Annotated in this window: 21 protein-coding genes and 1 pseudogene; 10 read left to right on the top strand and 12 right to left on the bottom strand. The window is 61.2% G+C overall.

Translation table 11 applies throughout. From position 1 onward, the window contains the following. Window positions 1–86 precede the first annotated feature (86 nt). The gene (locus WI754_RS18560) at window positions 87–1,466 is read right to left on the bottom strand and encodes a L,D-transpeptidase (RefSeq protein WP_349434920.1); all 1,380 of its coding nucleotides are present in this window, start codon (window positions 1,464–1,466) and stop codon (window positions 87–89) included. Window positions 1,467–1,683: 217 nt separating this feature from the next. On the opposite strand from WI754_RS18560, the gene WI754_RS18555 reads away from it, so the two are divergent. After that, window positions 1,684–2,538 (top strand): DUF4432 family protein, encoded by an 855-nt coding sequence (locus tag WI754_RS18555; RefSeq protein ID WP_349434919.1) that lies wholly within the window; start codon window positions 1,684–1,686, stop codon window positions 2,536–2,538. A gap of 75 nt (window positions 2,539–2,613) precedes the next feature. Next, window positions 2,614–2,952: a TIGR01244 family sulfur transferase gene (locus WI754_RS18550; RefSeq protein WP_113003148.1), complete on the top strand. Its 339-nt coding sequence runs from the start codon at window positions 2,614–2,616 to the stop codon at window positions 2,950–2,952. Between the two features lie 57 nt (window positions 2,953–3,009). Here the strand turns inward: WI754_RS18550 and WI754_RS18545 are convergent, their stop codons facing one another. Both WI754_RS18545 and WI754_RS18540 read right to left on the bottom strand, forming a co-directional pair. After that, entirely contained in the window at window positions 3,010–4,656 is a 1,647-nt protein-coding gene (locus WI754_RS18545) for a thiamine pyrophosphate-binding protein (RefSeq protein WP_349434918.1), read from the bottom strand. A gap of 128 nt (window positions 4,657–4,784) precedes the next feature. After that, entirely contained in the window at window positions 4,785–5,720 is a 936-nt protein-coding gene (locus tag WI754_RS18540; RefSeq protein WP_349434917.1) for an alpha/beta hydrolase, read from the bottom strand. A gap of 116 nt (window positions 5,721–5,836) precedes the next feature. Between WI754_RS18540 and WI754_RS18535 the strand changes: the two are divergent. The 4 genes and pseudogenes from WI754_RS18535 to metF form a co-directional block, all read left to right on the top strand. Beyond that, window positions 5,837–6,103, top strand: a pseudogene (locus WI754_RS18535) (ribonuclease); the annotation flags it as partial. A gap of 92 nt (window positions 6,104–6,195) precedes the next feature. Next, window positions 6,196–7,845 (top strand): energy-dependent translational throttle protein EttA, encoded by a 1,650-nt coding sequence (gene ettA, locus WI754_RS18530; protein ID WP_349434916.1) that lies wholly within the window; start codon window positions 6,196–6,198, stop codon window positions 7,843–7,845. 167 nt (window positions 7,846–8,012) lie between these two features. Next, window positions 8,013–9,041 carry a metalloregulator ArsR/SmtB family transcription factor gene (locus WI754_RS18525; protein ID WP_349434915.1) on the top strand — a complete coding sequence of 343 codons (1,029 nt, stop codon included), beginning with the start codon at window positions 8,013–8,015 and terminating at the stop codon, window positions 9,039–9,041. Window position 9,042: 1 nt separating this feature from the next. Continuing rightward, window positions 9,043–9,969 carry a methylenetetrahydrofolate reductase [NAD(P)H] gene (gene metF / locus WI754_RS18520; RefSeq protein ID WP_349434914.1) on the top strand — a complete coding sequence of 309 codons (927 nt, stop codon included), beginning with the start codon at window positions 9,043–9,045 and terminating at the stop codon, window positions 9,967–9,969. A gap of 518 nt (window positions 9,970–10,487) precedes the next feature. Here the strand turns inward: metF and WI754_RS18515 are convergent. Beyond that, a complete protein-coding gene (locus tag WI754_RS18515; RefSeq protein ID WP_349434913.1) occupies window positions 10,488–11,423 on the bottom strand; it encodes a DMT family transporter in 936 nt (311 codons plus the stop codon). Between the two features lie 96 nt (window positions 11,424–11,519). On the opposite strand from WI754_RS18515, the gene WI754_RS18510 reads away from it, so the two are divergent. Then, window positions 11,520–12,926, top strand: coding sequence for a cation:proton antiporter (locus WI754_RS18510; RefSeq protein WP_349434912.1), 1,407 nt, complete (start codon window positions 11,520–11,522; stop codon window positions 12,924–12,926). Here the strand turns inward: WI754_RS18510 and WI754_RS18505 are convergent. From WI754_RS18505 to WI754_RS18490, 4 genes are all read right to left on the bottom strand, one after another. Beyond that, on the bottom strand, window positions 12,913–14,121 hold the full coding sequence (locus WI754_RS18505; protein ID WP_349434911.1) for a lytic murein transglycosylase: 1,209 nt from the start codon (window positions 14,119–14,121) through the stop codon (window positions 12,913–12,915). The genes WI754_RS18510 and WI754_RS18505 overlap by 14 nt on opposite strands. 135 nt (window positions 14,122–14,256) lie before the next feature. Then, a complete protein-coding gene (locus tag WI754_RS18500; RefSeq protein WP_349434910.1) occupies window positions 14,257–15,057 on the bottom strand; it encodes a GH25 family lysozyme in 801 nt (266 codons plus the stop codon). A gap of 201 nt (window positions 15,058–15,258) precedes the next feature. Next, a complete protein-coding gene (locus WI754_RS18495; RefSeq protein ID WP_349434909.1) occupies window positions 15,259–15,939 on the bottom strand; it encodes a class I SAM-dependent methyltransferase in 681 nt (226 codons plus the stop codon). Further along, window positions 15,936–17,186, bottom strand: coding sequence for a DUF3419 family protein (locus WI754_RS18490; RefSeq protein ID WP_349434908.1), 1,251 nt, complete (start codon window positions 17,184–17,186; stop codon window positions 15,936–15,938). The genes WI754_RS18495 and WI754_RS18490 overlap by 4 nt, the downstream gene beginning before the upstream one ends. Window positions 17,187–17,514: 328 nt before the next feature. Here WI754_RS18490 and WI754_RS18485 point away from each other — a divergent pair, with 328 nt between their 5' ends. Then, window positions 17,515–18,864: a serine hydrolase gene (locus WI754_RS18485; protein WP_349434907.1), complete on the top strand. Its 1,350-nt coding sequence runs from the start codon at window positions 17,515–17,517 to the stop codon at window positions 18,862–18,864. Window positions 18,865–18,907: 43 nt separating this feature from the next. Here WI754_RS18485 and WI754_RS18480 read toward each other — a convergent pair whose 3' ends face one another. From WI754_RS18480 to WI754_RS18465, 4 genes are all read right to left on the bottom strand, one after another. Then, window positions 18,908–19,906, bottom strand: coding sequence for a lytic transglycosylase domain-containing protein (locus tag WI754_RS18480; RefSeq protein WP_349434906.1), 999 nt, complete (start codon window positions 19,904–19,906; stop codon window positions 18,908–18,910). A 116-nt stretch (window positions 19,907–20,022) separates the two neighbouring features. Next, window positions 20,023–20,658, bottom strand: coding sequence for a LysE family translocator (locus WI754_RS18475; RefSeq protein WP_349434905.1), 636 nt, complete (start codon window positions 20,656–20,658; stop codon window positions 20,023–20,025). An 83-nt stretch (window positions 20,659–20,741) separates the two neighbouring features. After that, the gene (locus WI754_RS18470) at window positions 20,742–21,956 is read right to left on the bottom strand and encodes a pyrophosphate--fructose-6-phosphate 1-phosphotransferase (protein WP_349434904.1); all 1,215 of its coding nucleotides are present in this window, start codon (window positions 21,954–21,956) and stop codon (window positions 20,742–20,744) included. Window positions 21,957–22,052: 96 nt separating this feature from the next. Beyond that, window positions 22,053–22,928: a DMT family transporter gene (locus WI754_RS18465; protein ID WP_349434903.1), complete on the bottom strand. Its 876-nt coding sequence runs from the start codon at window positions 22,926–22,928 to the stop codon at window positions 22,053–22,055. Window positions 22,929–23,241: 313 nt separating this feature from the next. Between WI754_RS18465 and WI754_RS18460 the strand changes: the two genes are divergently transcribed. Further along, window positions 23,242–23,949: a DnaJ family molecular chaperone gene (locus tag WI754_RS18460; RefSeq protein ID WP_349434902.1), complete on the top strand. Its 708-nt coding sequence runs from the start codon at window positions 23,242–23,244 to the stop codon at window positions 23,947–23,949. After that, a complete protein-coding gene (locus WI754_RS18455; RefSeq protein WP_349434901.1) occupies window positions 23,946–24,710 on the top strand; it encodes an N-acetylmuramoyl-L-alanine amidase in 765 nt (254 codons plus the stop codon). The genes WI754_RS18460 and WI754_RS18455 overlap by 4 nt, the downstream gene beginning before the upstream one ends. The last annotated feature ends 122 nt before the right edge of the window (window positions 24,711–24,832 follow it).

Below are 24,832 nucleotides of genomic sequence, written 5' to 3'. Positions count from 1 at the left end.
GGTATGATCACAGGCTCCAGACACCCCTTATTTTTAACAGGTTTTGCCCGTCTTTACTCCCCCAAATGGGGGAGATCGCGCATTTTTTAGTCGAGGAATTCGACGGTGGTCCCGACACTGACCATCTTGGCAAGCTCTGTCGCATCCCAATTGGTTAGGCGCACGCAGCCATGGCTTTGGGTCTTGCCGATCTTTGACGGTTCCGGTGTTCCGTGAATGCCGTACGTCGGTTTCGACAGGGCGATCCAGACTGTGCCGACGGGACCGTTGGGACCGGGCTGCAAGGTCAGCACCTTGTCGTTCTCGCCCTGCTTGAAGTTGATCTTCGGGTTGTAGGTGTAGCCGGGATCGAATGCGATACGATCGACCTGTACCGTGCCGGACGGCGACGGCGTATCGGACGAACCGATTGTCGCGGGGTAGGCGGCGATCAGTGTGCCGGCTTCATCATACGCGAAGACCTGTTTGCGGTACTTGTCGGCGATGATGCGGGAAACCTTGCCCTTCTTCATTTCACCGGGGTTGATCACCTTGATGATCGTGCCGGGAACAGTGAAATCGACGCCGGGGTTCAACTCCCGCAGATAGGCTTCGTCCATGTGGAACTTTTCGCCGAGCATTTCCGTGGTCGAGGTGAAGGACAGATGCGGCAGAGCAGCCTTGTGCGCGTAGTCTTCCGGAATGGAGGCAACATAGGGGCCAGCAGCATCCGCGGCCGTGATCGTGTAGGAGGTGATTGGTAGCCCGCCGGAGAAGCGCAGCCGTTCCATGATGTCATCGGTGTTGTTCGGGTCGAGCGTCTCGCCGGTCGCCTGCTGCCAGGCCTCGATCGCCTTGGTGACGTTCGAGCCGCTCCTGCCGTCGATCACGCCGGGAGAAAATCCCTCCCGATCGAGGAACACCTGCAGGGCCGTGATTTCAGCGCTGGATTTCTTGGTGATCTGTGCGGCGGGAGGCAGGGTTTGGCGCTGCGAAGGGTATTCCTCCGGCGGCAGAGCGGCCATGTCGTTCTCGTCGGGGAGCGTCGAAAAGCTGTCCGGCAGTTCCTGGCGCTCGACACTCGGCGGCGTCGCATCGCGGTAATCGGGAACGGAGCCGGTCACGTCGCCGGGTTCTGAAAAACCCTGGTCTGGATAGCCCTGTTCGGAAAAACCAAGGCCCTGATCGGTGTAGTAGTCGCGGTTCATTTCGCGGCGGCGGGCTTCGTTGCGCTGCCGGCCGCTGCCCATCACCGTCGCCACCACATTGCCCCAGGCGTCGACCAGTACGGTGCGGCCACGGCGGTCGCGCATCATCTGCACATCGCCCGATTCGGGTAGATAATCGAGAATTTCACCCTGCGGTGTGACCAGAACCGCGTTGGCCGGCAAACGGCCGAAGCTGTCCTGCGCTTTTGCAGCAGAGGCAAGCGCGAGCACGCTTACGGCAGCGAGGAGGGCTATTCCGGCTCTGGAAACGAACGTCACGATGAAACCTATAATCTGGCGGTTGTGTTCGGGGCCTACAAATCAAATGGGACGGTAATATGAATAAACTGAATTCATTGTGAACAGTTCCCTAAAATCCATTTAATTCGGTGGGTTGCACGTTTCAAGCGGCAGATTTGGCTCATTCTATGAGTTAGCTTTCTCGGGCTGATTGCCGGCGGTTTTCGCCGACTCAAGCTTTGCGAGGAGATGCTCAATGCCGATCACGATATCCGGCCAGCGTCGCGAAGGCGAATTCCAGATTCTGCTTGACCGCCAGTCGGCGCTGGATATCGGCGCCTTCGTCGTCGATGGCGTCGATATTTCACCGGGTACGGCGATCCCTTCGGACGGCGACCGGCGCATCGACCATGCGCTGCAGGGCTTCTTTTTCACCTGCGGCCCGGACCATATCCGCCATCCGGAGCCGGTCGAGGGTTTCGATGACGGGCGAAGGTTTCCCTTGCATGGTTCGCTTTGCGGCACGCCGGTTAGAAGGACAGAGATGTCCGGCCGTGACGAGCCACCCGGTTGTAATGCCGAAACCGAGGTTCCACTTTCCAATGGCGGAACGGCGCTGGTGTCACGGCGCTGGGCGATCAGCCGGGATGAAACAGAGGTTCTGCTGTCGGACCGGGTTACCAACACCGGGGCCACACCGTTTGCCCCGATGCTGATGTATCACATGAATATCGGCGGCTGGATGCTCGGCGACGACACGCATATCGCCGGGACGATGTTCGGCAGCGAGCGACGGCCGTGGCGCTTCGGCGATGGCGAAAGCGCGCATTTCTGTCTGCCGGCCGCGCCGACGGCCCGGGACGGCTGGGCGCAGGTGACCCTCGGTCCGTTCGAGGCCTTGTCAGGCCGCTCGCTGATCGTCCGGTTCGAGACGGCAACCCTGCCGTTCCTCCAGATGTGGCGATGCCAGCGCGGGTCGGCCGACGTCATCAGCATCGAGCCGGTGTCCCACCGGATTGCCAAACGGACCGATCTTGCTGTTGCCGGTGAACTGCCGATGCTCGCTCCGGGAGGGGCGGTGGACTACGCATTGGCTTTCCAGATTCGGTGAAACCGGCTTTCCGATTGACGCCTCAGGCTGGCGGTCTTACATCAGTCCGGACACCATTTTCAGGAAGGTTTTCCCATGGACATTCGCCAGATCAACGATGAATATTCGGTCACCGGACAGATCTCCGTCGAAGACCTCGATGCGATCAAGGCGATGGGGTTCAGGTCCATCGTCTGCCACCGCCCGGACTTCGAGCAGCCGGACCAGCCGCAGTTCGAAACCATCGCCGCCCGCGCCAAGGAACTCGGCCTCGACATCACCCATATCCCGGTCGGCCCGATGGGCGTGACGGCAGACGCGGTGCGCGACATGGTCGATGCGCTGGATACGTTCGAACGGCCGATGCTCGGCTATTGCCGCTCCGGCGCCCGCTCGACCAATGTGTATCAGCAGACCCAGCACATTCGCGGCTGATGCGTTTTTGCGAACGGCGCGCATTTCGATTGCGCGCCGTTCGAGCCTTCATGAGACTTAGCCGTTTCTGATCTGGCTCAGCGTCCGCGTCGGCGTGATCGCCTCGGGATCAAGTCTGATCTCGATGATCGACGGTTTGCCGCTCTGCCGGGCACGCTCGAAAGCGCCAGCAAACTCCTCCGTCTTTTCCACCAGTTCGCCATGGCCGCTATAGGCGCGGGCGAAGGCTGCGAAGTCCGGATTGGTGAGATCGGTTCCGCTGACCCGACCCGGATATTCGCGCTCCTGATGCATGCGGATGGTGCCGTAGATGCCGTTGTTGATCACCAGCGTGATAATCGGCAGGTTGTAGCGCACCGCCGTCGCGAATTCCTGTCCGTGCATCATGAAGCAGCCGTCGCCGGCAAAGCAGATGACCTCGCGCTCGGGGAAGAGATGTTTTGCAGCGACAGCCGCAGGCAGGCCGTATCCCATGGAGCCGGAGGTCGGCGCCGCCTGCGTGTTGAAGCAGCGGAATCGGTGGAAGCGGTGCAGCCAGGTCGCATAGTTTCCAGCGCCGTTGGTGAAGATCGTGTCCTCGGCCGTATTTGCTTCGATGAACCGCATGATCGGTCCCATCTGCACATCGCCGGGGCCGGCTTCCGGCGGCGTGGACCAGGCGAGATAGGCCTGGTGCATCGCTCTGGAGCGATCGCTCCATGGCGGCGGCGCGGCGGGTTTCATCTCTTCCAAGGCAGCTGCGAAATCGGCAGGGGCCGCCGCGATAGCCACATCCGGCCGGTAAACGCGGCCGAGTTCGCCGGGGTCGGGATGCACATGCACCAGCGTCTGGCGCGGGTAGGGCACATCGAGCAGCGTATAGCCGGACGAGGGCATTTCGGAGAAGCGGCCGCCGATCAGGAGCACGAGATCCGCCTCACGGATTTCCTTGGCGAGCGCCGGATTGATGCCGATGCCGACATCGCCAGCGTAGCTCGGATGAAGATGATCGAACAGCATCTGTCGGCGGAAGGAGCAGCCGACCGGCAGATCGAACCGCTCCGCGAAGGCCTGGAATTGCCGGACTGCTCGCTCGTTCCAGCGCGTGCCGCCGAGAATGGCGATTGGCCGCGCGGCCGTTGCCAGCATGCTTTCGAGTGCCTTGATCTGGCTTGCGCCCGGATGGCTCTCAACAGGCTGGTAGGGTTTGGCTGCCGGAGCCTCGGTCTTCTCCGTCAGCATATCTTCCGGCAAAGTCAGTACCACAGGCCCCGGACGGCCGGAGGTTGCGACCGAGAAAGCGCGGGTGACGAATTCCGGAATGCGGGCGGGGTGATCGATCTCGCCGACCCATTTGGCGATTTCGGTGAAGGCGCGGCGGTACTCGATTTCCTGGAAGGCCTCGCGCTCGCGAGCGTCGCGCTGCACCTGGCCGATGAACAGGATCATCGGGATCGAATCCTGGCGGGAGATATGCAGGCCGGCGGACGCGTTCATGGCGCCGGGTCCGCGGGTCACCATGCAGATGCCGGGTTCGCCGGTGAGACGGCCCCAGGCATCCGCCATCATGGCCGCGCCGCCCTCCTGGCGGCAGACCACGACCTCGATGTCCGTGTCGTAAAGCGCGTCCAGCACCGCCAGATAGCTCTCTCCCGGCACGCAGGAGATGCGCTTGACGCCATTCGCCTTCAGCGCCTCGACGATCAACTCTCCGCCTGTCTTCATGTCCGCTCCTCCCAAAGCTCCGTGAAAACTATTTTGTCAGATTGCAGGTGACACCGACGCCACGCTGGCGCTCTTGTTGATCCTGCGTTCATGCCAGATGATTCAGAGACCAGACATGCATGCCTTCGCTATATCCGCCGTTCCACGACAGCGAGACACCAGGCGGCAAAATCACGCATGGCGCTGTCGCGTTCCGTTTCATTCAGCGTCTCGTGGCGCATCGTCGGGTAGACGACCGCCGTCACGCCTTTCAGCCCCACAGTTTGCATCCGCCTGGCCAGCCACTTGATTTCCCGCGCGCCATTGGTGGCCGGATCCTCGCCGCCGCCGACGAGATGGATCGGCAGGTTTTGAGGCAGCCGTTGCAGGCGATCCTGCCTTGCACCCAGGAATGTCAGATCGAACATGTCGATCCACAAAGAGACGCTGGCGTCGAAACCGCAGAGGGGGTCCGCGACATATTTTGCGACTTCCGCGTCATCACGGGAGAGCCAGTCGAACTCGGTCTTGCGGTTCTTGATAGACCGGCCCCAGACGCCGAAGGTCAGTTTCGGCAGAAGGCCGCTTGGTACGTCCGAGCCTTTCAGCATCTTTTCGGCGGCGAGAATGACCTGCGCGGCGCGGCCGGCAAGACCCGGATTGAAGTTCGAGTTCCACACCGCCAACCCATCATAGAGCCCGGGATCGCTCTCTGCGGCGTTGAGCGCGATCAGCCCGCCCATGGAATGGCCGAACAGGATAATAGGAAGGCCGGAATGATTGGCCGCTGCCATGTCGCGCATCGCCCGGACGTCGGACAGCACCTTGTCGATGCCTTGCCGGTGCGCATACCGGCCGAGCGGTGCATCATCGGCTTTGGTTGCGCCATGCCCGCGATGGTCGTGCGCATAGATGTGAAAGCCGTGTCCGGCCATGAATTCGGCGAAACGGGCGTAGCGGGCGGCGTGTTCGGCAAGGCCGTGGCTGACGATCAGGACGCCTTTTTCCGGCGCGGCGGCCGGCCAGTGGCGCCAGGCGAGGGCGGCTCCGCTCGGGCTTTGCAACGTTTCGACCTTGGCAAACACGCCAACCCTCCCAGGCGAAGTTCCACGACGTCCTGCTATCAACTTGATTTGTCGGCGAAAGGCAATCTCCGCTTGGTGCCCGTTTCGCATCAGGTCAGGAAAAATTGGTCAGACAAAGATGCCTGTTCGTCGATCGCCTCGGACAAGAGGTGACGGAGGGCGAAATCAAGCAGGCTTTCGACACGAGTTTCGGAAAGGGTGCCGGCGACCGGGTGCGGATGCGCTGCCAGAAGGCGGGCCCCCGCAGCGTCATCACGGGATTGACGATCGGGCTTTCGGGGAATGTCTCGGCCGGCGCCGGCCTGTCGCCTCTGATCCTCGCCGCCGGAGAGACCGATTTCAAATGCGGCAGGGGGGGCGTTGACGCCGCCGGCATTCAGTGAATGGCTGAGTTAAAGCCGGTTTCTTCATTGCTCCGCCGGGATAATTCGCCTACATAGCGGGCAAAATCCCATTCCGTCGGAGCAGTCTCTTTATGGCACGTCAATTCATCTATCATATGTCTGGGCTGAATAAGTCCTACGGCACCAAGAAGGTGCTGGAGAATGTCAATCTTTCCTTCTACCCGGACGCCAAGATCGGTATCCTCGGCCCGAACGGCGCCGGCAAGTCGACCGTGCTGCGCATCATGGCCGGGCTCGACAAGGAGTATACCGGTGAGGCCTGGGTCGCCGAAGGTGCGACCGTCGGCTACCTGGCGCAGGAGCCGCAGCTTGATCCGACCAAGACGGCGATGGAAAACGTCATGGAGGGCGTGGCAGACAAAACCGCCATCATCGAGCGTTACAACGAACTGATGATGAACTATTCCGACGAGACGGCGGACGAGGGCGCCAGGCTTCAGGACATCATCGACGGCCAGAACCTCTGGGATCTGGAAAACCAGGTCGAAATGGCGATGGACGCGCTGCGTTGCCCGCCCGGCGATGCCGACGTGACGAGCCTTTCGGGAGGTGAGCGCCGCCGTCTGGCGCTCTGCAAGCTGCTGCTCTCCAAGCCCGACCTGCTTCTGCTTGACGAACCCACCAACCATCTGGACGCCGAAACCATCGGCTGGCTGGAAAACCATCTGCGCCAGTATCCGGGCGCGGTGATGATGATCACCCACGACCGCTACTTCCTCGACAACGTCACGGGCTGGATCCTCGAGCTCGACCGCGGCCGCAGCATTCCTTATGAAGGCAACTACTCAGCCTACCTGCTTGCCAAGGCCAAGCGCATGGAGCAGGAAAACCGTGAGGACGCCTCCCGCCGCAAGGCGATCAGCCGCGAGCAGGAATGGATCGCTTCCAGCCCGAAAGCCCGTCAGGCCAAATCAAAGGCGCGTATCAAGGCCTATGACGAACTGGTCGATGCCGCCGACAAAATGCGTCTCGGCGATGCGCAGATCATCATCCCGATCGGCGAACGTCTTGGTCAGGTCGTCATTGAAGCTGAGAACATCACCAAGGGTTACGGCGATCGCGTGCTGATCGACGACCTGTCGATCAAGCTGCCGCCGGGTGGCATTGTTGGCGTCATCGGGCCGAACGGCGCCGGCAAGACGACGCTGTTCCGGATGATCACCGGTCAGGAGACGCCGGATAGCGGCAGCTTCCGCGTCGGCGATTCCGTGAAGCTTGGCTATGTCGACCAGAGCCGCGATGCGCTTGATGGCAACAAGACCGTCTGGGAAGAGATTTCCGGCGGCGCCGAAGTCATCAAGCTCGGCAAGCTCGAAATGAACTCGCGCGCCTATTGCGGCGCCTTCAACTTCAAGGGCACCGATCAGCAGCAGAAGGTCGGAAACCTTTCCGGCGGTCAGCGCAACCGCGTCCATCTCGCCAAGATGCTGAAGGCAGGCGGCAACGTCCTGCTGCTCGACGAACCGACCAACGACCTCGATACCGAAACGCTGGCGGCGCTGGAAATTGCGTTGGAAAACTTCGCCGGCTGCGCCGTGATCATCAGCCACGATCGCATGTTCCTCGACCGTCTTGCCACGCATATCCTCGCCTTCGAGGGCGACAGCCATGTCGAATGGTTCGAGGGCAACTTCGAGGACTACGAGAAGGACAAGATCCGCCGCCTGGGTCCGGAATCGGTCAATCCGAGCCGCGTCAGCTACAAGCGTCTGACCCGCTAAGTGCTCCCGAGAGGCCCCCTCAGGCGCCTCATGACACATGTCAATTGAAAGGCGGCTCCTGTGGCCGCCTTTTCCGTTTGTGGACGTTGCGGCATTGCGCCACATTTCATCTTGCAGCACTCGCGAAAATCACATAAACATATCTTTATGTGTTGATGAGGTTTGCGATGGCAAGAGATCAGGGGCTGGGACTGGACGCATTGGTGGACGTCCTCAAGGCAGCGGGAGAGCCGACGCGTATGCGTCTTCTCGCCCTGTTGGCCGCCGGCGACCTGACCGTTACCGATCTTACCGAAATTCTTGGCCAATCGCAGCCCCGAATTTCCCGCCACCTGAAACTGCTCGCCGAAGTCGCGCTGATCGATCGTTACCAGGAAGGTGCCTGGGCCTATTTTCGCCTGAGAGGCGAGGGAGCCGGCGTTGCGCTGGTGCGCGATCTGCTCGCCGCTTCCGACCTCTCCGATGCGGTGTTGACGCGGGATCGCGAGCGGCTGACGGCGCTGAAACAGGCGCGCTCGGAGAAGGCGCAGGCCTATTTCAGCCGCAATGCCGCTGAATGGGACGAATTGCGCCGCCTGCATGTCAGCGAGGCGGATGTCGAGGCTGCGCTGAAAAAGGTCGTCGGTGCTGAACCGGTCGACGGGCTGCTCGATCTTGGCACCGGCACCGGCCGCATTCTGCAACTGTTCGAGGGGCTGTACCGGCGGGGCGTCGGCGTCGATGCCAGCCGTGACATGCTCGCCGTCGCCCGCGCCAATCTGGATCGGGCCGGCATCACCAAGGCATCGATCCGGCATGGCGACATCTTCAACCTGCCGCTGGATGGGCGCCAGTTCGATCTCGTGACCATCCATCAGGTTCTGCACTTCCTGCAGCAGCCCGAGGCGGCGATTGTGGAGGCGGCCCGTATGCTGTCGCCCGGCGGCCGGCTGGCGATCATCGATCTCGCCCCGCACACGCTGGAATATCTGCGCGACGAGCATGCCCATATGCGCCTCGGCTTTTCGCGCCAGACCATGGCGGAATGGCTGGAAAAGGCCGGGCTCAGTGTCGAGGAGGTCGTCGATCTCGCTCCGGAAAGGGACCGAGACAGGCAATTGACGGTGACCATATGGCTTGCCCGAGACCAGCGGCAGGCCGCCGCTGCCGATTTATCCGAGGGTGGTAAAACCCTTGCCTATGCCGGGAGGACATGACATGGCGCTACACACCCTTTACCCGGCCGAACGCGGTAATTTGAGGCTTTCCTTCGAATATTTCCCGCCAAAGAACGACGAGATGGAAACGCAGCTGTTCCAGACCGTCGAGGACCTCGCGGTCTTCAATCCGGCGTTCGTGACGATGACCTATGGCGCCGGCGGCTCCACCAAGGCGCGCTCCCTGACGGCCGTGCGGCGGATGATCCACGAGGCAGGCTTCCCGAACACGGCTGCGCACCTGACCTGCGTCGGCGCGGCCAAGGACGAGGTGGATGCGATCGTCACCGAGTTCATCGATGGCGGCGTGCGGCATTTCGTGGCCTTGCGTGGCGACCCGCAGGGCGGGATCGGCGCCCGCTACGAGCCCTTTCCCGGCGGTTATGAAAGTGCGGCCGCTCTTGTCGCGGCGATCCGGGGCAGAGGCGACTTCGAGATTTCCGTGTCCGCTTATCCCGAAAAGCATCCCGAAAGCCCGGACGTCGCCACCGATATCGATATGCTGAAGCGCAAGGTCGACAGCGGCGCAACCCGCGCGCTGACCCAGTTCTTCTTCGATAACGATGATTTCGAGCGCTATCTCGAGCGCGTCCGGCGTGCTGGTATCACCATCCCCGTCGTTCCGGGCATTCTGCCGATCAACAACCTGACGCAGGTCAGCAAGTTTGCCGGATTGTGCGGGGCGCGGGTTCCGGAAGCGATTGTCACCCGGCTCGTCCATCTCGACGAGAGCCCCGAGGAACGCTTCAAGGAAGCGACCCATATCGCTGCCGAACAGATCGTTGATCTCGCACGGCGCGGTATCCGTGATTTCCATGTCTATACAATGAACCGGTCGCCGCTTGTCGCCGCGGTTTGCGATCTCGTCGGATTCGAGCGGGACACCTCTGCGGCCATGCCGTCCCGCGCGGCGGGCGCTGCGGCCTGAGTCTGATCGGATGGCGATGCGCCAATAAAAAAAGCCCTTGAGACCGGATGGTTTCAAGGGCTTTGTTGTCTAGCAGCCTAGCGTCGCAGTGCTCGGCGGAGCGACTAACTTGCTCGATCCTGCTGCAATTGGTTTACGGTATTATAGTCCTTTTTTACCGATTGGACTGTTCGCCTGACGTTTTCAGATGAAAAGCATGGTTGCTACGAAAACGAACGCTGCACTTATCATGAGGACATTCAACGAATGTGTAATTCCCATAATCGGCCCTCCTTGCGTTAACGCACGAAACATAGGGTGAAAATGTCACGGTTGAAAGGAAAAGTTATGCTGCGGTGCAGTACCTGCAGCCTGAAAAATGGTTATGCACAGGATTAACTTTCTGATTAAAAAAGATTTTTCCGGCTGCCACATTTTTTTCACAATGTCTTCGATCTGGTTAATGTAACGCACCGAAATGCGCCGTGAGTGGCCGAATAGACACATTTGCGTTTCTTGCAGATCCGATTCCTCTACCTTCAGGTTCGACGGCCAGGCAGGATGCGGCCGTCGAGAACGACCAGTCCGATGGCTATCAGCAGCATGCCGACGACGTCTGTCGGTTCAAGCGTTTCGCCGAGGAACAGGAAACCGAGCAGGATTGCGCTTGGCGGCACCAACAGCGTCACCAGCGAGGTGTTGGTTGCGCCCGCGCGGCTCATGATGCGGAAGAACAGGATATAGCCGTAGGCCGTGGACAGCAGAGCCAAGGCAAGCACGGCGAGAACCGAGGTCATCGGCGGCACCGGCAGCTGCCAGGGCGTGTCGATGATCAGGGAGAGCGGCAACATGATCAGCGTCGAAGCGGTCAGCTGCCCCGCTGCGGTCACGGGCGCCGCAAGCCCCCTGAAGCGCTTGCCGTAGGTCGCCGCGAAACCGTAGCTGATCGCCGCGATGACCGGGAAGAGCAGAGCCCAGAGCGGAATGTTGCTGCCCGACTGCATCAGACCGGGCAGGGCGCTCGGGCCGATCAGAACGGCCGTTCCCGCAAGGCCAAGCAGGCAGCCGGCGATCTTGGAAAGGCTCAGCTTCTCGTCATGCGTCAGCGCATTGGCAATCAAAACGGTCCAGACCGGTGTCGTCGCGTTGAGGATGGCTGCGAGGCCGGCACCTATCTGCGTCTGGCCGAGAAAGATGAACGTATGCGGAATGGCATTGTTGATCAGCCCGAGCAGCAGAAATTGTGGCCAGCGAGCCTTGAGTTCGCGGTAGATGTCGTAGCGGCCGAACACATAGATGTGCAGCGCCAGAGCGGCGAGTGCCACCCGCAGGAGAACGAGGGTAAAGGCCGGCACATGCTGGATGGCGATGCGCGCGAAGAAGAATGAACCGCCCCAGATCAGCCCGAGCAGCGCCAGCAGGCCCCAGGTGGCAAGCGTCATCCGATGCTGCAGACCGTCCGTTTTTGCATGCATGCGACTTGACCTTCCCTTGCCTCATTCGGAACATAACGACGGTTAAGGCTCAGGGTGGGATTTATCCACCCGATTCTTGAACATAGCCCCATCGATATGAAGGACGATCTGCTGGAGCCTCTAACGACACAATCCATCACTGCCGCCGCGCATGAGGGCCAGGGGCTTATTCCCATCGCGATCGTCGTGGCGGTCGCGGCGCTTCTGGGACTGGGATTCCTGCGTCTGCGCCAGCCGCCACTGGTAGGTTTCATCCTTGCGGGCGTTGCCCTCGGACCGACCGGATTCGGCTTCATCTCCTCGAGCGGCAACGTCACGCTGCTTGCCGAGATGGGCGTCGTCGTCCTGTTGTTCTTCATCGGCATGGAACTCTCGATCAAGGCCTTCGTGCTTAGCCTGCGGCAGGCACTGCTCGTCGCAGGCGGTCAGGTTATCGCCGCCATCCTGGCTGCTGGGCTGATTACCTTGATGACCGGGGCAAGCCTCGCGGAAGGGCTGATCCTCGGTTTCGTCATCGCTATGTCGTCTACCGTCGTTGCCATGAAGATGCTCGAGGACATGGGTGAACTGCGCAGCGAAACGGGGCGGATTGCCGTTGGTGTACTGATTGCCCAGGATATCGCGGTCGTGCCTATGCTGATCCTGGTCTCGAGCCTGGGCGGCGAAGAGGCGCGCATCGGCACGATCGCAGCCAAGATGCTGATCGCCATCGCCATCCTCGCCGCTTTGCTATGGTGGTTCGGCCGGCACGGGAAACTCAGGATTCCCTTCAGTGAAGCGGTCGAGGACAAGGTCGAAATTCTGGCGCTGGGGGCGCTCGCCGTTTGTTTCAGCGCCGCGGCGATTTCCGGTCTTGCCGGCATGTCGCCGGCCTACGGCGCCTTTCTGTCCGGCATCGTCATCGGTAATTCCACGCTGCGCAGCCGCGTCATCCCGGTAATCGAGCCGATCCAGAGCGTGCTGCTGGTGGTCTTCTTCCTGTCGATCGGGTTGCTGATCGATCTGACCTTCATCGGCGAGAATTTCTGGTCTGTGCTGAGTGCCGCGCTGATCGTCATCGCCGCCAAGACGGTGCTCAACATCTTCCTGCTGCGCAAGACCGGATCGTCACCGCAGATCGCCTTGATCGCCGGCCTGTCGATGGCGCAGATCGGCGAATTCTCCTTCGTGCTGGCGGCTGCGGGCTTGAGCGCCGGTGTGCTGCAGTTCGATACCTACAAGGTGGCGATCGCCGTCACCGCCGTCACGCTGCTGGTATCGCCGCTGTGGGTCAGCGTGATGCACCGGCTGGAGAACATTGCTTCCGAACATCTCTCTACCTACCGCAAGGCTTTTGCGATCGCCTACGCGCGCGAATTGAGCGAGGTCTCGAAAGGAGGGGCAGCACTTGCGGACGCCCGCTGGTCGCTCAGGCTGCGGTATCGCGCGTTGCGGCTTGCCCGCCACCACCGGCGGCGGGCGCGTTTGCACGGCGAGCGTGAGACAGACGTTAAAGAGCGTTGAGAACCGCTTCTGTCGCCCAGCCGTCAGCCGGCAGGCCGAGGCGCAACTGTTCCTTCTGCAATGCAGCGCGCGTACCGGAACCGAGGATGCCATCGATCTTGCCGACATCGTGGCCCATGGTCTGAAGCTTCACCTGCAGGGCCTTCATGTTTTCGTCGCTCAGGCCCTGTTCAGGGTTGCGGCTCTCATAGGGCAGCGCGCCGGCAAGGCGGGTGGCGAAATAGGCGGCCGAGGTCGTGTAAATGAACGACTGGTTCCATTCGAGATAGATGTTGAAATTCGGATAGGTCATGAAGGCGACGCCGTGGCGTCCCTGCGGGATGACGATCGAGGCAGCGAGCTGCGGGAAGGTGGTGTTGCCGTCGCGCGGCTTGACGCCGAGTGCGAACCAGTCGCCGGCGGTCATGCCGGACTGCAAGCCGGTCTTCTCCCAGGGCAAGTTCTCCGGCAGGGTAACTTCCTGGATCCAAGGCTGGCCAGCCGTGAAGCCGAGGCTCTTGATGAACTTCGCGGCTGTCAGGATCGCATCCGGCGAGCTTTGCTTCAGGTTCACATGGCCGTCGCCATCGCCATCGACGCCCTGGGCGATGATATCTTCCGGCAGCATCTGCACCTGTCCGATTTCACCGGCCCAGGCGCCGGTGGTGGTTGCCGGGTCAAGATCGCCGTGCTGGACCATCTCGATTGCGGCGATCAGCTGCGGGCGGAACATGTCAGGGCGGCGGCAGTCATGCGCCAGTGTGACCAGCGCGTTGCGGGTGTTGAAATCGCCTTGAACGGCGCCGAAATCCGTCTCCATTGCCCAGAAGGCCGTGATCACCGGAGCTGGAACGCCGAATTCGCTTTCCGCTCGTTCGAAGACGGCGGCATATTCCTTCATCTTCTTCGCGCCCATATCCAGACGCGCCTTGCTGACGGTGCGTTGGGAGAATTCGGTGAAGCTCTGCTTGAAGACGCCCTGCGCCCGGTCACGGCCCAGCACCTTCTCGGAAATCGCCGCCCCGGCGAGCGCGCGGTCGACTGCTTCCGCCGGGATGCCCTTGGCAATCGCCTCGGCCTTGACGCCTTGCAGGAAGGAAGCGAGGTCGCCGCCGCAGGGGGCGGCAGGCGCCACCGTTTGCTGCGCAAGGGCAGACGAGGCCAAAAGGGTGAGGAAGCCGATCGAAAGAACGGAGCGCAGTGTGCTGCGTGTCATCGCAAGTCCTTGTTGTCGGGCCGAACCGGCCGGATGCAACCCGAAAAACGGGCTGCCACGGTTTGGAAGAAAATATGAGAGTGGCTGTCGCACGGCAATGGGGCGGAAAGAAGAAAAAATGCAGGCCTTAGCGGCTCAATTCTCGGCCTGTTCGCGCGCTTTCGAAACGGCCGCCACCCAGTTTTTCCAGTTCTTGGGCGATCCCGCAAAGACGTTGATGTCGGCATCGCCGTCAATACCGGGGATGACACCCGTGCTGGTATATTGCCAGAAGGCCCAGCGGCGCTCCGGGTAGATCGCCGTCGGGTGCTTGGCGACCGAGCGAACCCAGAAATGATAGTCGTTGAACTGGCCGACAAGATTGTCGCGGTGGAAATCGACCGAGGTGTAGATGATCGGGCGCTTGCCGTAATGCTGTTCCAGCCGGTCCATGAAGCGCTTCATTTCGGTCTGCACGGTCAGCGGCGAAGGCCGGTAGCGGCAGGTCTTCGATTCGCCGTTCCATTCGACATCGACAACCGGCGGCAGATAGACCGCGCTCTTCGGCACATTGGCGATGAACCAGTCGGCCTGCTGATCGGCCGTGGAGCAGAAATAGTAGAAATGATAGGGCGCATAGGGCAGGCCGGCGGCGCGGGCGCGCTGCCAGTATTCGTTGAACCGCGCGTCTACCCTGTCCTTGCCTTCCGTCGCCTTGATGAAGGCGAACGAAACCCCGGATCCCTTCACCTTGACCCAGTCGATATCGCCCTGCCACTTCGAGACGTCGACGCCGTGGATATTGTGATTATACGGCGTGCGCTCGCCGAAATCCTGCGGATCCTTGTCCTGGAACTTGGGCGGGATCGATGCGGTGGAAACGAGATCGTAGTCTGTCGACGTACAGGCGGAAAGAAGCGTCACAATAGGCAGTAGAGCCAGGAATAGCCGGCGCATGAGGTTCCCGTTCTGAAACGATCGACGATGCTGCCTCACACGATGATATCCGCTGATGTGAATCCCCCGGGAGGCGTGAACCTCATTTTCACCATATCAACGTAAAAATTGAGTTAGTTTCAAGCAGCAATTGTCAAAGCTTGCACCCCAGACCCGAAGTAAACACGGGTCCGCGGTCGATCCGACTTCAGTGAAGGTTCGTTATGCGGCTTGCGCCGGCTTATTCGACGAGCGTGTGTAAATGAAAAGCCAGGCATAGCCGCGGCCGATCGGGCGGTGCTCGACGGTGTCGCCGAACTGTTTGGCCTTGGACTTGAGGACGGTCACCATCGTCTTGCGCGGCGTCACGTGAAAGCGTTTCAACCAGGCCTGGAGCCCGCGCTGGAACAGGTGCGGCAGGCGTTCCTGCTGGCCGAAATCGGCGATATGAAGCGAGCCGCCGGGATTGAGTGCCGCGATCGCCGCGTCGATCGCCTTTTCCCAGTCCGGAATCATCGAAAGCGCATAGGAAATGACGATGCGGTCGAAGCCGGTTTCGCCGAATTCCGAAGGCTGGAAATCAGTCGCGTCGGCGACACGCAAAACCGTCCTTGTGCGCCCGGGCCTACCCAGTTTCGCCTCGGCCGAAACGAGCATTTCAGCCGAGATGTCGAGCCCGAACAGACGCGCCTGCGGAAAACGCCGTCCGATCAGCGCCAGATTGCGGCCCGTGCCGCAACCAACTTCAAGCACGCTGCCGCCAGTTGGAGCATCAAGTTCCCGGATCAGCGTGTCGCGGCCGAGGAGATAATATTTGCGGGTCAGGTCGTAGAAATGCCGCTGCGTGCGGTACATCCGGTCCATGCGCTCGGCATGGCTGGCGCCGGTATCGATCGCCGTCATGCCGTTTTCCTGTAGATATGGAAGCCGCCATAGATGGCGGAGCGGTCCTTGAGGTTCAGGGCCTGCGACTTGTCTGCATCGTAGTGCCACTGACCGAGCAGGGCCTGCGACACGCGACCTTCCAGGATGCTGGCTTCTGCCGCAGTGCGGAAGATCACGACGGCGGCTTCTGCCGATGTCCGGGTAATTTCGGTCCACAGATCGTTGAGCTGGCGGTCGCTCATCCAATCCTGCGCATCGAGCAGAACGTAGCGATCGACGGATCCGGCCGGCTTCTTCGCCAGAAGTTCGGTGAAGCTGGCGTGGTGCACGTGGACGCGCTCGGCATTGTTGCGGATCGTCTCGTGACGGCTGGCCTGCAGGTAGACCGGCAGCTCGCCTTCATGCGGCATCGGATAGCGGCGCGCGAAAGCCTGCCAGGCGAAATAGTTTTCTTTCAGCGGGAAATGGCAGGAGAGTTTTTCCAGGCGCTGGCGCAGCACGCCGGCAAGCGACTTTTCGTCGCTGAGGCTCGCAAGCTCGTCGAACTGTTGCGGCGGAATGCCAAGCCCGAACAGGGAGCTCTTGCGGCTGGTGATCCAGCGAATGACCGGGCGGTCGAACAGGGGCGCCAGCCGTTCGTCGAAGAACTGACGCTGTTCGCGCATCGAGCGGGCATCGGCCAGCTCGCTCGGATCGACGCCGTGCAACCGAGCCAGGAGATGACCGAGACCGATGAAGCGGCCGAGCAGGCCGGTGCGATAGATGTTCTTGCCGAAAACCCGGATGCGGCGCTGACCCGTCAGGCCGCGGCCGTTCCAGTATTTCCGCGTCGCATTGTCGAGCTTGGGTGCGATGAACATATCGAAGGCCTGCACATTGCTGGCGATATCATGCCGGGCAAGGAAGCGGACGATGTCGGCATGACCGGGCAGGTGCCGGAAGGCGGCGAGCTTCAGCCGATTGAGCGCGATGTGATGTGGATTGAGATCGACCACGTCGATGCGCTCGGGTGCCGCGGAGAGGTAGGCGAGCATGTTGCAGCCGCCGGAGCCGATGGTGACGATATGGTGTTCCGGCCGGATTTGCATGGCCTCCATGTCGACAGCCGGGTCCTCCCAGATCTGCGGATAGACGAGACCGGTGAAAAGCAATCCGAAAAGCCGTTCCGACAAACCGTCGAGAGTCAGCGCCTTGTGCTGGATCAGAGCGGTTTTAAGCTTGCGGTTCTTTTTGCCGTAGCCTGCATCGGGGGCGAGATCGGTCATGTCAGCCTGCCATCTGTTGAAGTTGGAAGGCTTCTAAGACGAGTCCGCTACACTTTGATGACGGACGGCTTATGCAAACTCCCATTCACAAAAATCGTTTGAGTTTGCGCATGTTCGATGAGGCCATCTCGCTCGGGCCACGAACATCTCGTGAAAGGTTCTTTCTGATTCCCGGGCGGTTTCAGCAGTGGATGCGGTGCGAACCGGCCAAGGTTGCGGCGCGATCAATAGGTTAGAAACATTTCTCGCACCAAAGTGATCGCCATAAACCCTTCCTAAAAACATGGAATCCTGTTTTTGTGGCGGTGGCGAAGCAGGGGCGATGCGTATGCGCAGAAGATTGTTATGGCTCGCGGGCTCGGTGTCGGTTGCCGTAGCGGCGATTGCCGGCTGGCTCGTTGTGATGCCGCCCGAACTGCTGCGCGTCGGCGATGGCTATGCCGCCAAGATCGTCTGCTCCAATGTCTTCGTTGCCGGCAGGGACGCCGATGCGGTACTTGCCGCGGACGTTCAGGCGCCCGGGCATCCCCTCCTGCGTCTTGTGCGCATATCGGTCGATGAAACCCGCAAGGCGGTCACCGCCCGCATGTTCGGCTTTGCTGCTCCGGGCCATGCGATCTACCGCGAAGGTCTCGGATGCACCAATGTCACCGAGGGCGAGTTCGCGGCGTTTCCCGGCAACCGGCAGCTTCGCCGCAGGCCGCCGCAATCGGATGAGGGTAAACCCTGGCCCGACGGCAGCGGCACGAACGTCAATCCTGCGGTGCAGACGCTACTGACAGATCCGCAGCTTACCGGGCCTGGCATGCGCGCCATCGTTGTCGTCAAGGATGGCAGGATTGTTGCGGAAAGCTATGGCGAGGGTTTCAACAGTGGGACGCCGCTGCTCGGCTGGTCGATGACCAAGTCGGTAACGGCGGCGCTGATCGGCTTGCGAATCAGGGACGGGCAGATGGCGCTCGATCGAGCCGAGCTTCTGCCGCAATGGCGAAACGACCCGCGCAGCCGGATAAAGCTCGCCGATCTTCTCGCCATGCAGAGCGGTCTTCAGTTCAACGAGGATTATGGCGATGTGACCGACGTCACCCGGATGCTGTTCCTCGAGGGCGACATGGCGAATTTCTCGGCCTCAAAACCGCTCGAGGCGCAGCCGGGCGAACGCTTCAGCTATTCCAGCGGCACGTCGACGATTCTTTCTCGGCTCTGGATGAATACCTTCGGCAGCATCCGCGAGGCTCTTACATTTCCGCGCGCGGCCCTGTTCCGGCCGCTCGGCATGACGAGCGCGGTGCTGGAGCCGGATGCGCACGGCACTTTCGTCGGCTCTTCCTACATGTATGCGACGGCGCGGGACTGGGCCCGGTTCGGCCTCTTCCTGCTGCAGAACGGCCGCTGGAACACCGAGCAGATCCTGCCGCCGGACTTTGTGACCTTCATGCACACGCCCACCAAGGCATCAAACGGACGCTATGGGGCGGGGCATGTCTGGACGAAGTTCGGAAAGGATGTCGGGCCGCCGTTGCCTAAGGATGCCTATTGGCTGCAGGGCCATGACGGGCAGACCGCGATGCTGGTCCCCTCCCTTGGGCTTGCCGTCGTTCGCCTGGGGCTCACGCCGTCGAGCTCGGGCTATGACGTGCGCATGCTGGAGGCGAAAATAGTTGAGGCGGTCAATTGACCGCCTCTGAAGAAATCCGGTGATATTGGCTGACTGAGAGGCTTTATTTCATGCCCAGCGTTTCAAGCAGGCCCTTGCGCTTGGCGTGGTAATAATAGCCGCTGGCATAGAGCCTGACGGCACCGTCGTTCTGGTTATCGGCCACCATCCAGGCGCCGGCCAGATACTTCGTCGCATATTTTAGATTGGTCTCTGCGTCGAAGAGGCCTTCGGCCGGACCTTCATAACCAAGGCCTTTGGCCGTGTGGTAGCGGATCTGCATCAGGCCGTAGTTGCCGGCGTGATAGGCGCGCGGATTGTAGGTGCTTTCGCGCTTCACGACGCGATGCACCAGCTCTTCCGGAATATTGTTGAGCTTGGCGTAATAGGCGATCAGGCGATCGAGCTCAGGACGCGAACTGGTCGGCTTTTCCGCCCCAGTCAGCGACGCCAGCATCTCCTTGGCACCGCCAAGTGCGGCCGCCGCCATCGAAGGCTTCTGCACTGGCACGATCATGCGCTTGGCGACCAAGGTCTCAAGGCCAACCGGTTCGCCGGTGTCGAAATCCGATTCCATCGCGGCCATCATCATGCCTTCGGGAATCTGCGGAGACAGGGCAGTGGCGGTCTCGCCGGCGGTCGGCGGGACCATAGCATTCGCCGTTTGCGGCAGAGCGGACGGTGTTGCGGCCTGCGCCGTCGCCGATGCCTGAGGGGTGACGAGCGGATTTGCCGTCGGAACGGCTACGGCCTGCTGAGTGGCAGCCGGGATGCCTTCGTTGTTGGCACCGACCGGCGTTGCCGACGGATTCTCGCCGGGCTTCATCATCGCGGTTTCGGCCGCAAGCGCTGCGGCTGTCGCGGTCGCTGCACCATCCGGGGTCGGCAGAGCGTAAGCCGTCATTTCCGTTCCGGGCTTCGGCAGCGGCGTCACCGTCTGCACCGCCATCAACTGTTCCATCGGCGTTCGCTCGACGCTCGAACAACCGCTCGCAAGCGCCACCGAGACCAGAGCACAGGCCGTAACAGCCGGTTTTGAAACGGAAAAACGGAAATTAGCCATGCTGTCGCTTTCGTGCTGTCAGGCCCCGCAGCCCTCGCAAATCAGCAGCCAAAAGCCGCCATGTGCAAAACTTCATTAACTCATGGGGCAGGGAACCGCAAGCACGGGACGCCTTTTCAGGCGCCTGCACGCCGCAGGCCCGCTGTCAGAAGGCCTGCGCCGATCAACAGGGAGCCGCCGGTGCGGTTGACGATGGCCTGAACCTTCGGCTTTCGAATCGTTTTGCGGGCGGCCGAAGCCAGCAGCGCGTAGGCTGCTGCGTTGATGGTGGCGAGCACCAGAAATGTCGTTTCAAAGATCAGCATCTGGTTGAACAGTGGGCGGCTGAGATCAAGGAACTGCGGCAGGAAGGCGACGAAGAAGACGATGCTTTTCGGGTTCAGCGCCGTGACGACATAGGTGTGCAGGAAAATCCGCAACGGTTTCTCAGCCGGAACCGCCATAGTCCCGTCGGTGGTTTCGGTCGCGATCGGGGTGCGCCAGAGCTTGATGCCAAGCCAGACGATATAGGCGGCGCCCACCCATTTCAGAACGGTAAAAATCGCCGCCGACGTTGCCAGCAGTGCGCCGAGGCCGAGCATGGAGGCGGTCATCGCCGTGAAATCGCCAAGCGCGACGCCGGCAACCGTGGCGCCTGCAACCTTGCGTCCGTGCCCGAGCGCGTAGGAGATCACCAATAGAATGGTCGGGCCGGGAATCGCGAGCAGGATGGACGAGGCGGCGACGAAGGCCAGCCAATGTTCGATCGACATGAAAAAGGCTCCGTTTGGACGTGGCGTTCCATCGAGGAAGCCATGCGCAAACGGAGCCGTCAATAGGCCTTGTCAGCAGGGAATCAGGATGCCGGCGACCACTTCTGGCCGATGACGTCCATGACCTCTCCGAACCACTTCACCGACGTATCGAAATGCTTGCCGCCGCGAATGCGCGGGAATTCGATCGTCCGCAGCTTGCCGCCCTGATCCTCGTCGTGGCCGGTGACGCCGGAGACCTTGTTCAGCGCGCTTTCGACAGCGAGATCGACCATGCCCTGGATAAGGCGCAGATCGTCCACGTTGGCAGGCGCCGAGCGGGCGTAGTAGCCGGATTTCTGCACCATCGAGCGTTCGGCGCCGAGAAGTGCCGCGAACTGCTTGGAGAACCAGCCGCCGACATTGATCGTGTCGATCTTCACGTGGCCGAAGGCGTCGCGCTTGACAGCTTCGCCAGCCGCTTCCCGTTCGGCGACGACGGCGTCGAGGCACGCGCCTTCGCTGACGAACAGGGTGACGAAGCCCGCCTTGTCCATCGTGGCGCGCAGGCGCTCGGCCTCGGCTTCGAGGTTGAAGGCGGTTTCGGGGAGGTAGAGTCCGTCGATGTTCTTCATCTTGGCGTCCATCATGAAGCCGTCGACGAATTCCTTGTCGTCGGTCATCTGGATATAGGCACGGGCGGTCGCGGCCGTCAGCCAGCCGCAATGGCGCCCCATGACTTCGTGGACCACGAGCGTGCGTGGCGCAGCACTCTGTTCGTTGCTGACATGGTCGAAGAATTTGGCGCCGTATTCGGCGGCTGTCCAGGCGCCGAGCGACTGGCGAATCGGCACCACGTCGTTGTCGACCGTCTTCGGCAGGCCGACGACGGTCAGGTCGTAGCCATTGGCGCCGAGATAGGCAGCGAGATCGGCTGCCGTAGTATTGGTGTCGTCACCGCCGATCGTGTGCAGAATAGAGATTCCGTCCGAAGCGAGCTGCTCGGCAGCGACCCGCAAGGGGTTCTGGCCGTCCTTGACCAGGCCGCGCTTGACACAGTCTGCGGCGTTGGTGAGCTTCACGCGGCTGTTGCCGATCGGCGAGCCGCCATGGCGGTGCAGGATATGGGCTTTCTCGCGCATGTCGCGGGTGATTTCGATCCGATCGGCAAGAAGAAGACCCTGATAGCCGGAGCGATAGGCAACGAGCTCGATATCCGGCGCGATGTCGGTGTAGCGTTCGATCAGGCCACCAACGGCGGAGGACAGGCAGGGGGCGAGGCCGCCTGCGGTCAGCATTGCAACTTTCTGTTTGGGCATGAATTTCTCCTCGGGATTTCGGCAAGATCGTCGGAGGTCTCTCTAGCGCAATTCCCATAGAAGTTAAATGACATGCTGCCAATTCGAGCGGATTGCCTATGCGACGCGTGCCTTGCGGCCGAGCCAGACGATGAGCGCGACTGCGGCCGCAAAGCCGATTGTCGTGGGGCTGATGACTTCGCCCAGAAGCACCGCCGATACGGCAAGCGTTACGAAAGTCTGCAGGAGTTGCACCTGTGCGACGCGAGCGATGCCGCCGAGCGCCAGGCCGGCATTCCAGAAGACGAAGCCGCCGAACATCGACATCAGGCCGAGATAGGACAGGGCACCCAGTTCGGCATTGGTCGGTGCATGAATGCCGTTTGCCATCACCACAAGCGTGGCCACGAGCGACAGCGGCGAGGTGATCACCAGCGCCCAGGAAATCACTTCCCAGCCCGGGATGATGCGTGACACCTTGGCCGACAGCACATAGCCGAGCGATGCGGTGACCGCCGCCAGAAAAAGCCAGACGTCGCCGAGTTGCAGATGAAAGCCACTTTCGCGAACGGAGAAGAAGACGACAAGGGCGGCACCGGCGAGACCATAGGCCCAGAAGGCCACCCCCGGCCGCTCGCCGTCGACAAGCGCTGCAAAGATTGAGGTCAGGAGCGGCAGAAGGCCGAGAACCACGCCGCCATGGCTTGCCGGGATCGTCTGCATCGCGGTCGAGGAAAAGATCGGAAACCCGTAGACCACGCAGATGCCCGCGCCGAGCAAGATTGCGCCCTGTCCCTTCGGCCAGCGTTTGCCGAGCAAAAGCAGCGTCAGCCCGGCAGCGATCGAGGCGATGACGGCGCGGCCGAAGGTGATGAAGAAGGGAGAGAAGCCGCCGAGAGCAATGTGCGTCATCGGCAAAGTTGCGCCAAAAATCGTGACGCCGATCAGGCCAAGGGCCATGCCCATGGCCTGCGGGTGGGTGGAAATGCGCATGGGAACTCCGGGAATGTTCAACTTTCGCTCGCATCCCGGCAGGATCAAAGTCAAATTGATTTGCATGATCGACGGATCACCCCAATGAATGGAAAATAGTGAGGTGCCATCACAAATTCGTCATTTGGGTCGATTCGGCGGGTTGTATGCCTTGCAATCCGCGTCAACATCTGGTCATGCTGTCCCGTGAGCTGCCCGCCTATTGCGGCCGCATCGCTGTGTCTGCCTCTTTGCACCTGCGCATGGACGCCTTGCCCGTGCCGCCGCCTCCCGAAAGCAATGTGGATCAGCAATCAAGGGAAAGAACGTGCCTATGTCATTCTGGGATCGCATCCTCAGCATCGTCACCGCGACGGGCAATGCGCTTGCCGGCGTGGTCGAGGCGATCAGGACGCTGTTTGAAGGCGACCCGGAGACCCGCCGCAAGGTGGCTTTCTCCGTCGCCATGATCGCGCTGTCCGCCAAGATGGCAAAAGCCGACGGCATCGTCACCGAGGCCGAGGTGTCCGCTTTCCGCGATATCTTCAAGTTTCCGGACGATCAGGCCCAGAACGTCGCGCGGCTCTACAATCTCGCCCGTCAGGACGTCGCCGGTTACGAGGCCTATGCCGAGAAGATGGCGTCGCTCTGCGCTTCTTGCGAGCAGAACTGCCCGGTGCTGGAAGATATCATCGACGGGCTCTTTCATATCGCCAAGTCAGATGGCGCCCTGCACGAAAAGGAGATCGGGTTCCTCACTCGTGTGGCGGAAATCTTCCACATGGAGGAGGAGCGGTTTCAGGAGATCATGGCCCGCCATGTTCACGCGTCCGATGCCAATCCCTACGAAGTGCTCGGTGTCTCGCCAAAGGACGACTTCTCGATGATCCGCAAGCGCTACCGCGTACTCGTATCGGAAAATCATCCCGATATGCTGGTCGCCCGCGGTGTCCCGGAAGAATTGCACGCGATCGCCAATGATCGCATGGCGGCACTAAACGCTGCTTATGAGGCGATCGAGAAAGAACGCCGCGCCGCATGACGCACTTCGTCTGTGACTACCCGGCCGCGCGCGCCGTGCCATCGCCCAACCATGGCGAAAGGGCGGGCGGGCAGAAACCGGATATGATCGTTCTCCACTATACCGGCATGGAGACGGCGCGAGCCGCACTCGACTGGCTCTGTCGCGAGGAGAGCCAGGTTTCGAGCCATTATTTCGTCCATGAGGATGGCTGTGTAGATCAGCTCGTCGCCGAGGATCGTCGCGCGTGGCACGCGGGCAAGAGCATCTGGAAGGGCGAAACGGACATCAATTCCCGCTCGATCGGCATCGAGATCGCCAATGCCGGCCACCCTGGTGGATTGCCGGATTTTCCCTCGGCGCAGATCGAAGCGGTCGCCGAATTGTGTCGGGACTGTGGCAGGCGGTGGTCGGTTGCCCCAGAAAGGGTACTTGCGCACAGCGATGTGGCCCCTATTCGCAAGGTGGATCCGGGAGAAAAATTTCCTTGGGAACGGCTCCATTCGAAGGGCGTCGGGCACTGGGTTCCGCCAGCACCGATCGGTGGCGGACGATTTTTCCAAAGGGGCGATCAGGGCCAGCCCGTCGAAGCGGTCCAGACCATGCTGTCGCTCTATGGCTACGGAATTGAAGTGACAGGCATTTTTTGCGAGAAGACGGAGGGTGCGTTGGCCGCCTTCCAGCGCCATTTCCGCCAGTCCCAGGTCGACGGCATCGCCGATATTTCGACCCTCGATACGCTCCACAGGCTCTTGTCCACGCTGCCGAATTTCAGCCGCTGAACGGGCTTGCCGGGACGGTTTTTGAAGATTGCCTGAAGCCTTCCTGTTACAAAATTTGTGCACTGCCACATGATCGTCACGATGCCGGGGTCTTTTGCAGCCGTACCGAATTGCAGGTGATT

Origin of the sequence: Pararhizobium sp. A13 (assembly GCF_040126305.1) — a bacterium.
In the GTDB taxonomy this organism is placed as follows: Bacteria; Pseudomonadota; Alphaproteobacteria; order Rhizobiales; family Rhizobiaceae; genus Pararhizobium.
Note: the sequence above shows the minus strand (reverse complement) of the source record. Positions and strands in the feature narration are given on the sequence as shown.

Excerpts from the sequence above, each read along its gene's own strand:
- WI754_RS18510 (WP_349434912.1), top strand. The coding sequence starts at position 11,520 with ATGAAGGACGATCTGCTGGAGCCTCTAACGACACAATCCATCACTGCC.
- WI754_RS18475 (WP_349434905.1), bottom strand. The coding sequence starts at position 20,658 with ATGTCGATCGAACATTGGCTGGCCTTCGTCGCCGCCTCGTCCATCCTG.
- WI754_RS18545 (WP_349434918.1), bottom strand. The coding sequence starts at position 4,656 with ATGAAGACAGGCGGAGAGTTGATCGTCGAGGCGCTGAAGGCGAATGGC.
- WI754_RS18480 (WP_349434906.1), bottom strand. The coding sequence starts at position 19,906 with ATGGCTAATTTCCGTTTTTCCGTTTCAAAACCGGCTGTTACGGCCTGT.
- WI754_RS18515 (WP_349434913.1), bottom strand. The coding sequence starts at position 11,423 with ATGCATGCAAAAACGGACGGTCTGCAGCATCGGATGACGCTTGCCACC.
- WI754_RS18470 (WP_349434904.1), bottom strand. The coding sequence starts at position 21,956 with ATGCCCAAACAGAAAGTTGCAATGCTGACCGCAGGCGGCCTCGCCCCC.
- WI754_RS18550 (WP_113003148.1), top strand. The coding sequence starts at position 2,614 with ATGGACATTCGCCAGATCAACGATGAATATTCGGTCACCGGACAGATC.
- WI754_RS18525 (WP_349434915.1), top strand. The coding sequence starts at position 8,013 with ATGGCAAGAGATCAGGGGCTGGGACTGGACGCATTGGTGGACGTCCTC.
- WI754_RS18465 (WP_349434903.1), bottom strand. The coding sequence starts at position 22,928 with ATGCGCATTTCCACCCACCCGCAGGCCATGGGCATGGCCCTTGGCCTG.
- ettA (WP_349434916.1), top strand. The coding sequence starts at position 6,196 with ATGGCACGTCAATTCATCTATCATATGTCTGGGCTGAATAAGTCCTAC.
- WI754_RS18555 (WP_349434919.1), top strand. The coding sequence starts at position 1,684 with ATGCCGATCACGATATCCGGCCAGCGTCGCGAAGGCGAATTCCAGATT.
- WI754_RS18455 (WP_349434901.1), top strand. The coding sequence starts at position 23,946 with ATGACGCACTTCGTCTGTGACTACCCGGCCGCGCGCGCCGTGCCATCG.
- WI754_RS18495 (WP_349434909.1), bottom strand. The coding sequence starts at position 15,939 with ATGACGGCGATCGATACCGGCGCCAGCCATGCCGAGCGCATGGACCGG.
- WI754_RS18490 (WP_349434908.1), bottom strand. The coding sequence starts at position 17,186 with ATGACCGATCTCGCCCCCGATGCAGGCTACGGCAAAAAGAACCGCAAG.
- WI754_RS18460 (WP_349434902.1), top strand. The coding sequence starts at position 23,242 with ATGTCATTCTGGGATCGCATCCTCAGCATCGTCACCGCGACGGGCAAT.
- WI754_RS18500 (WP_349434910.1), bottom strand. The coding sequence starts at position 15,057 with ATGCGCCGGCTATTCCTGGCTCTACTGCCTATTGTGACGCTTCTTTCC.
- WI754_RS18505 (WP_349434911.1), bottom strand. The coding sequence starts at position 14,121 with ATGACACGCAGCACACTGCGCTCCGTTCTTTCGATCGGCTTCCTCACC.
- WI754_RS18485 (WP_349434907.1), top strand. The coding sequence starts at position 17,515 with ATGCGCAGAAGATTGTTATGGCTCGCGGGCTCGGTGTCGGTTGCCGTA.
- metF (WP_349434914.1), top strand. The coding sequence starts at position 9,043 with ATGGCGCTACACACCCTTTACCCGGCCGAACGCGGTAATTTGAGGCTT.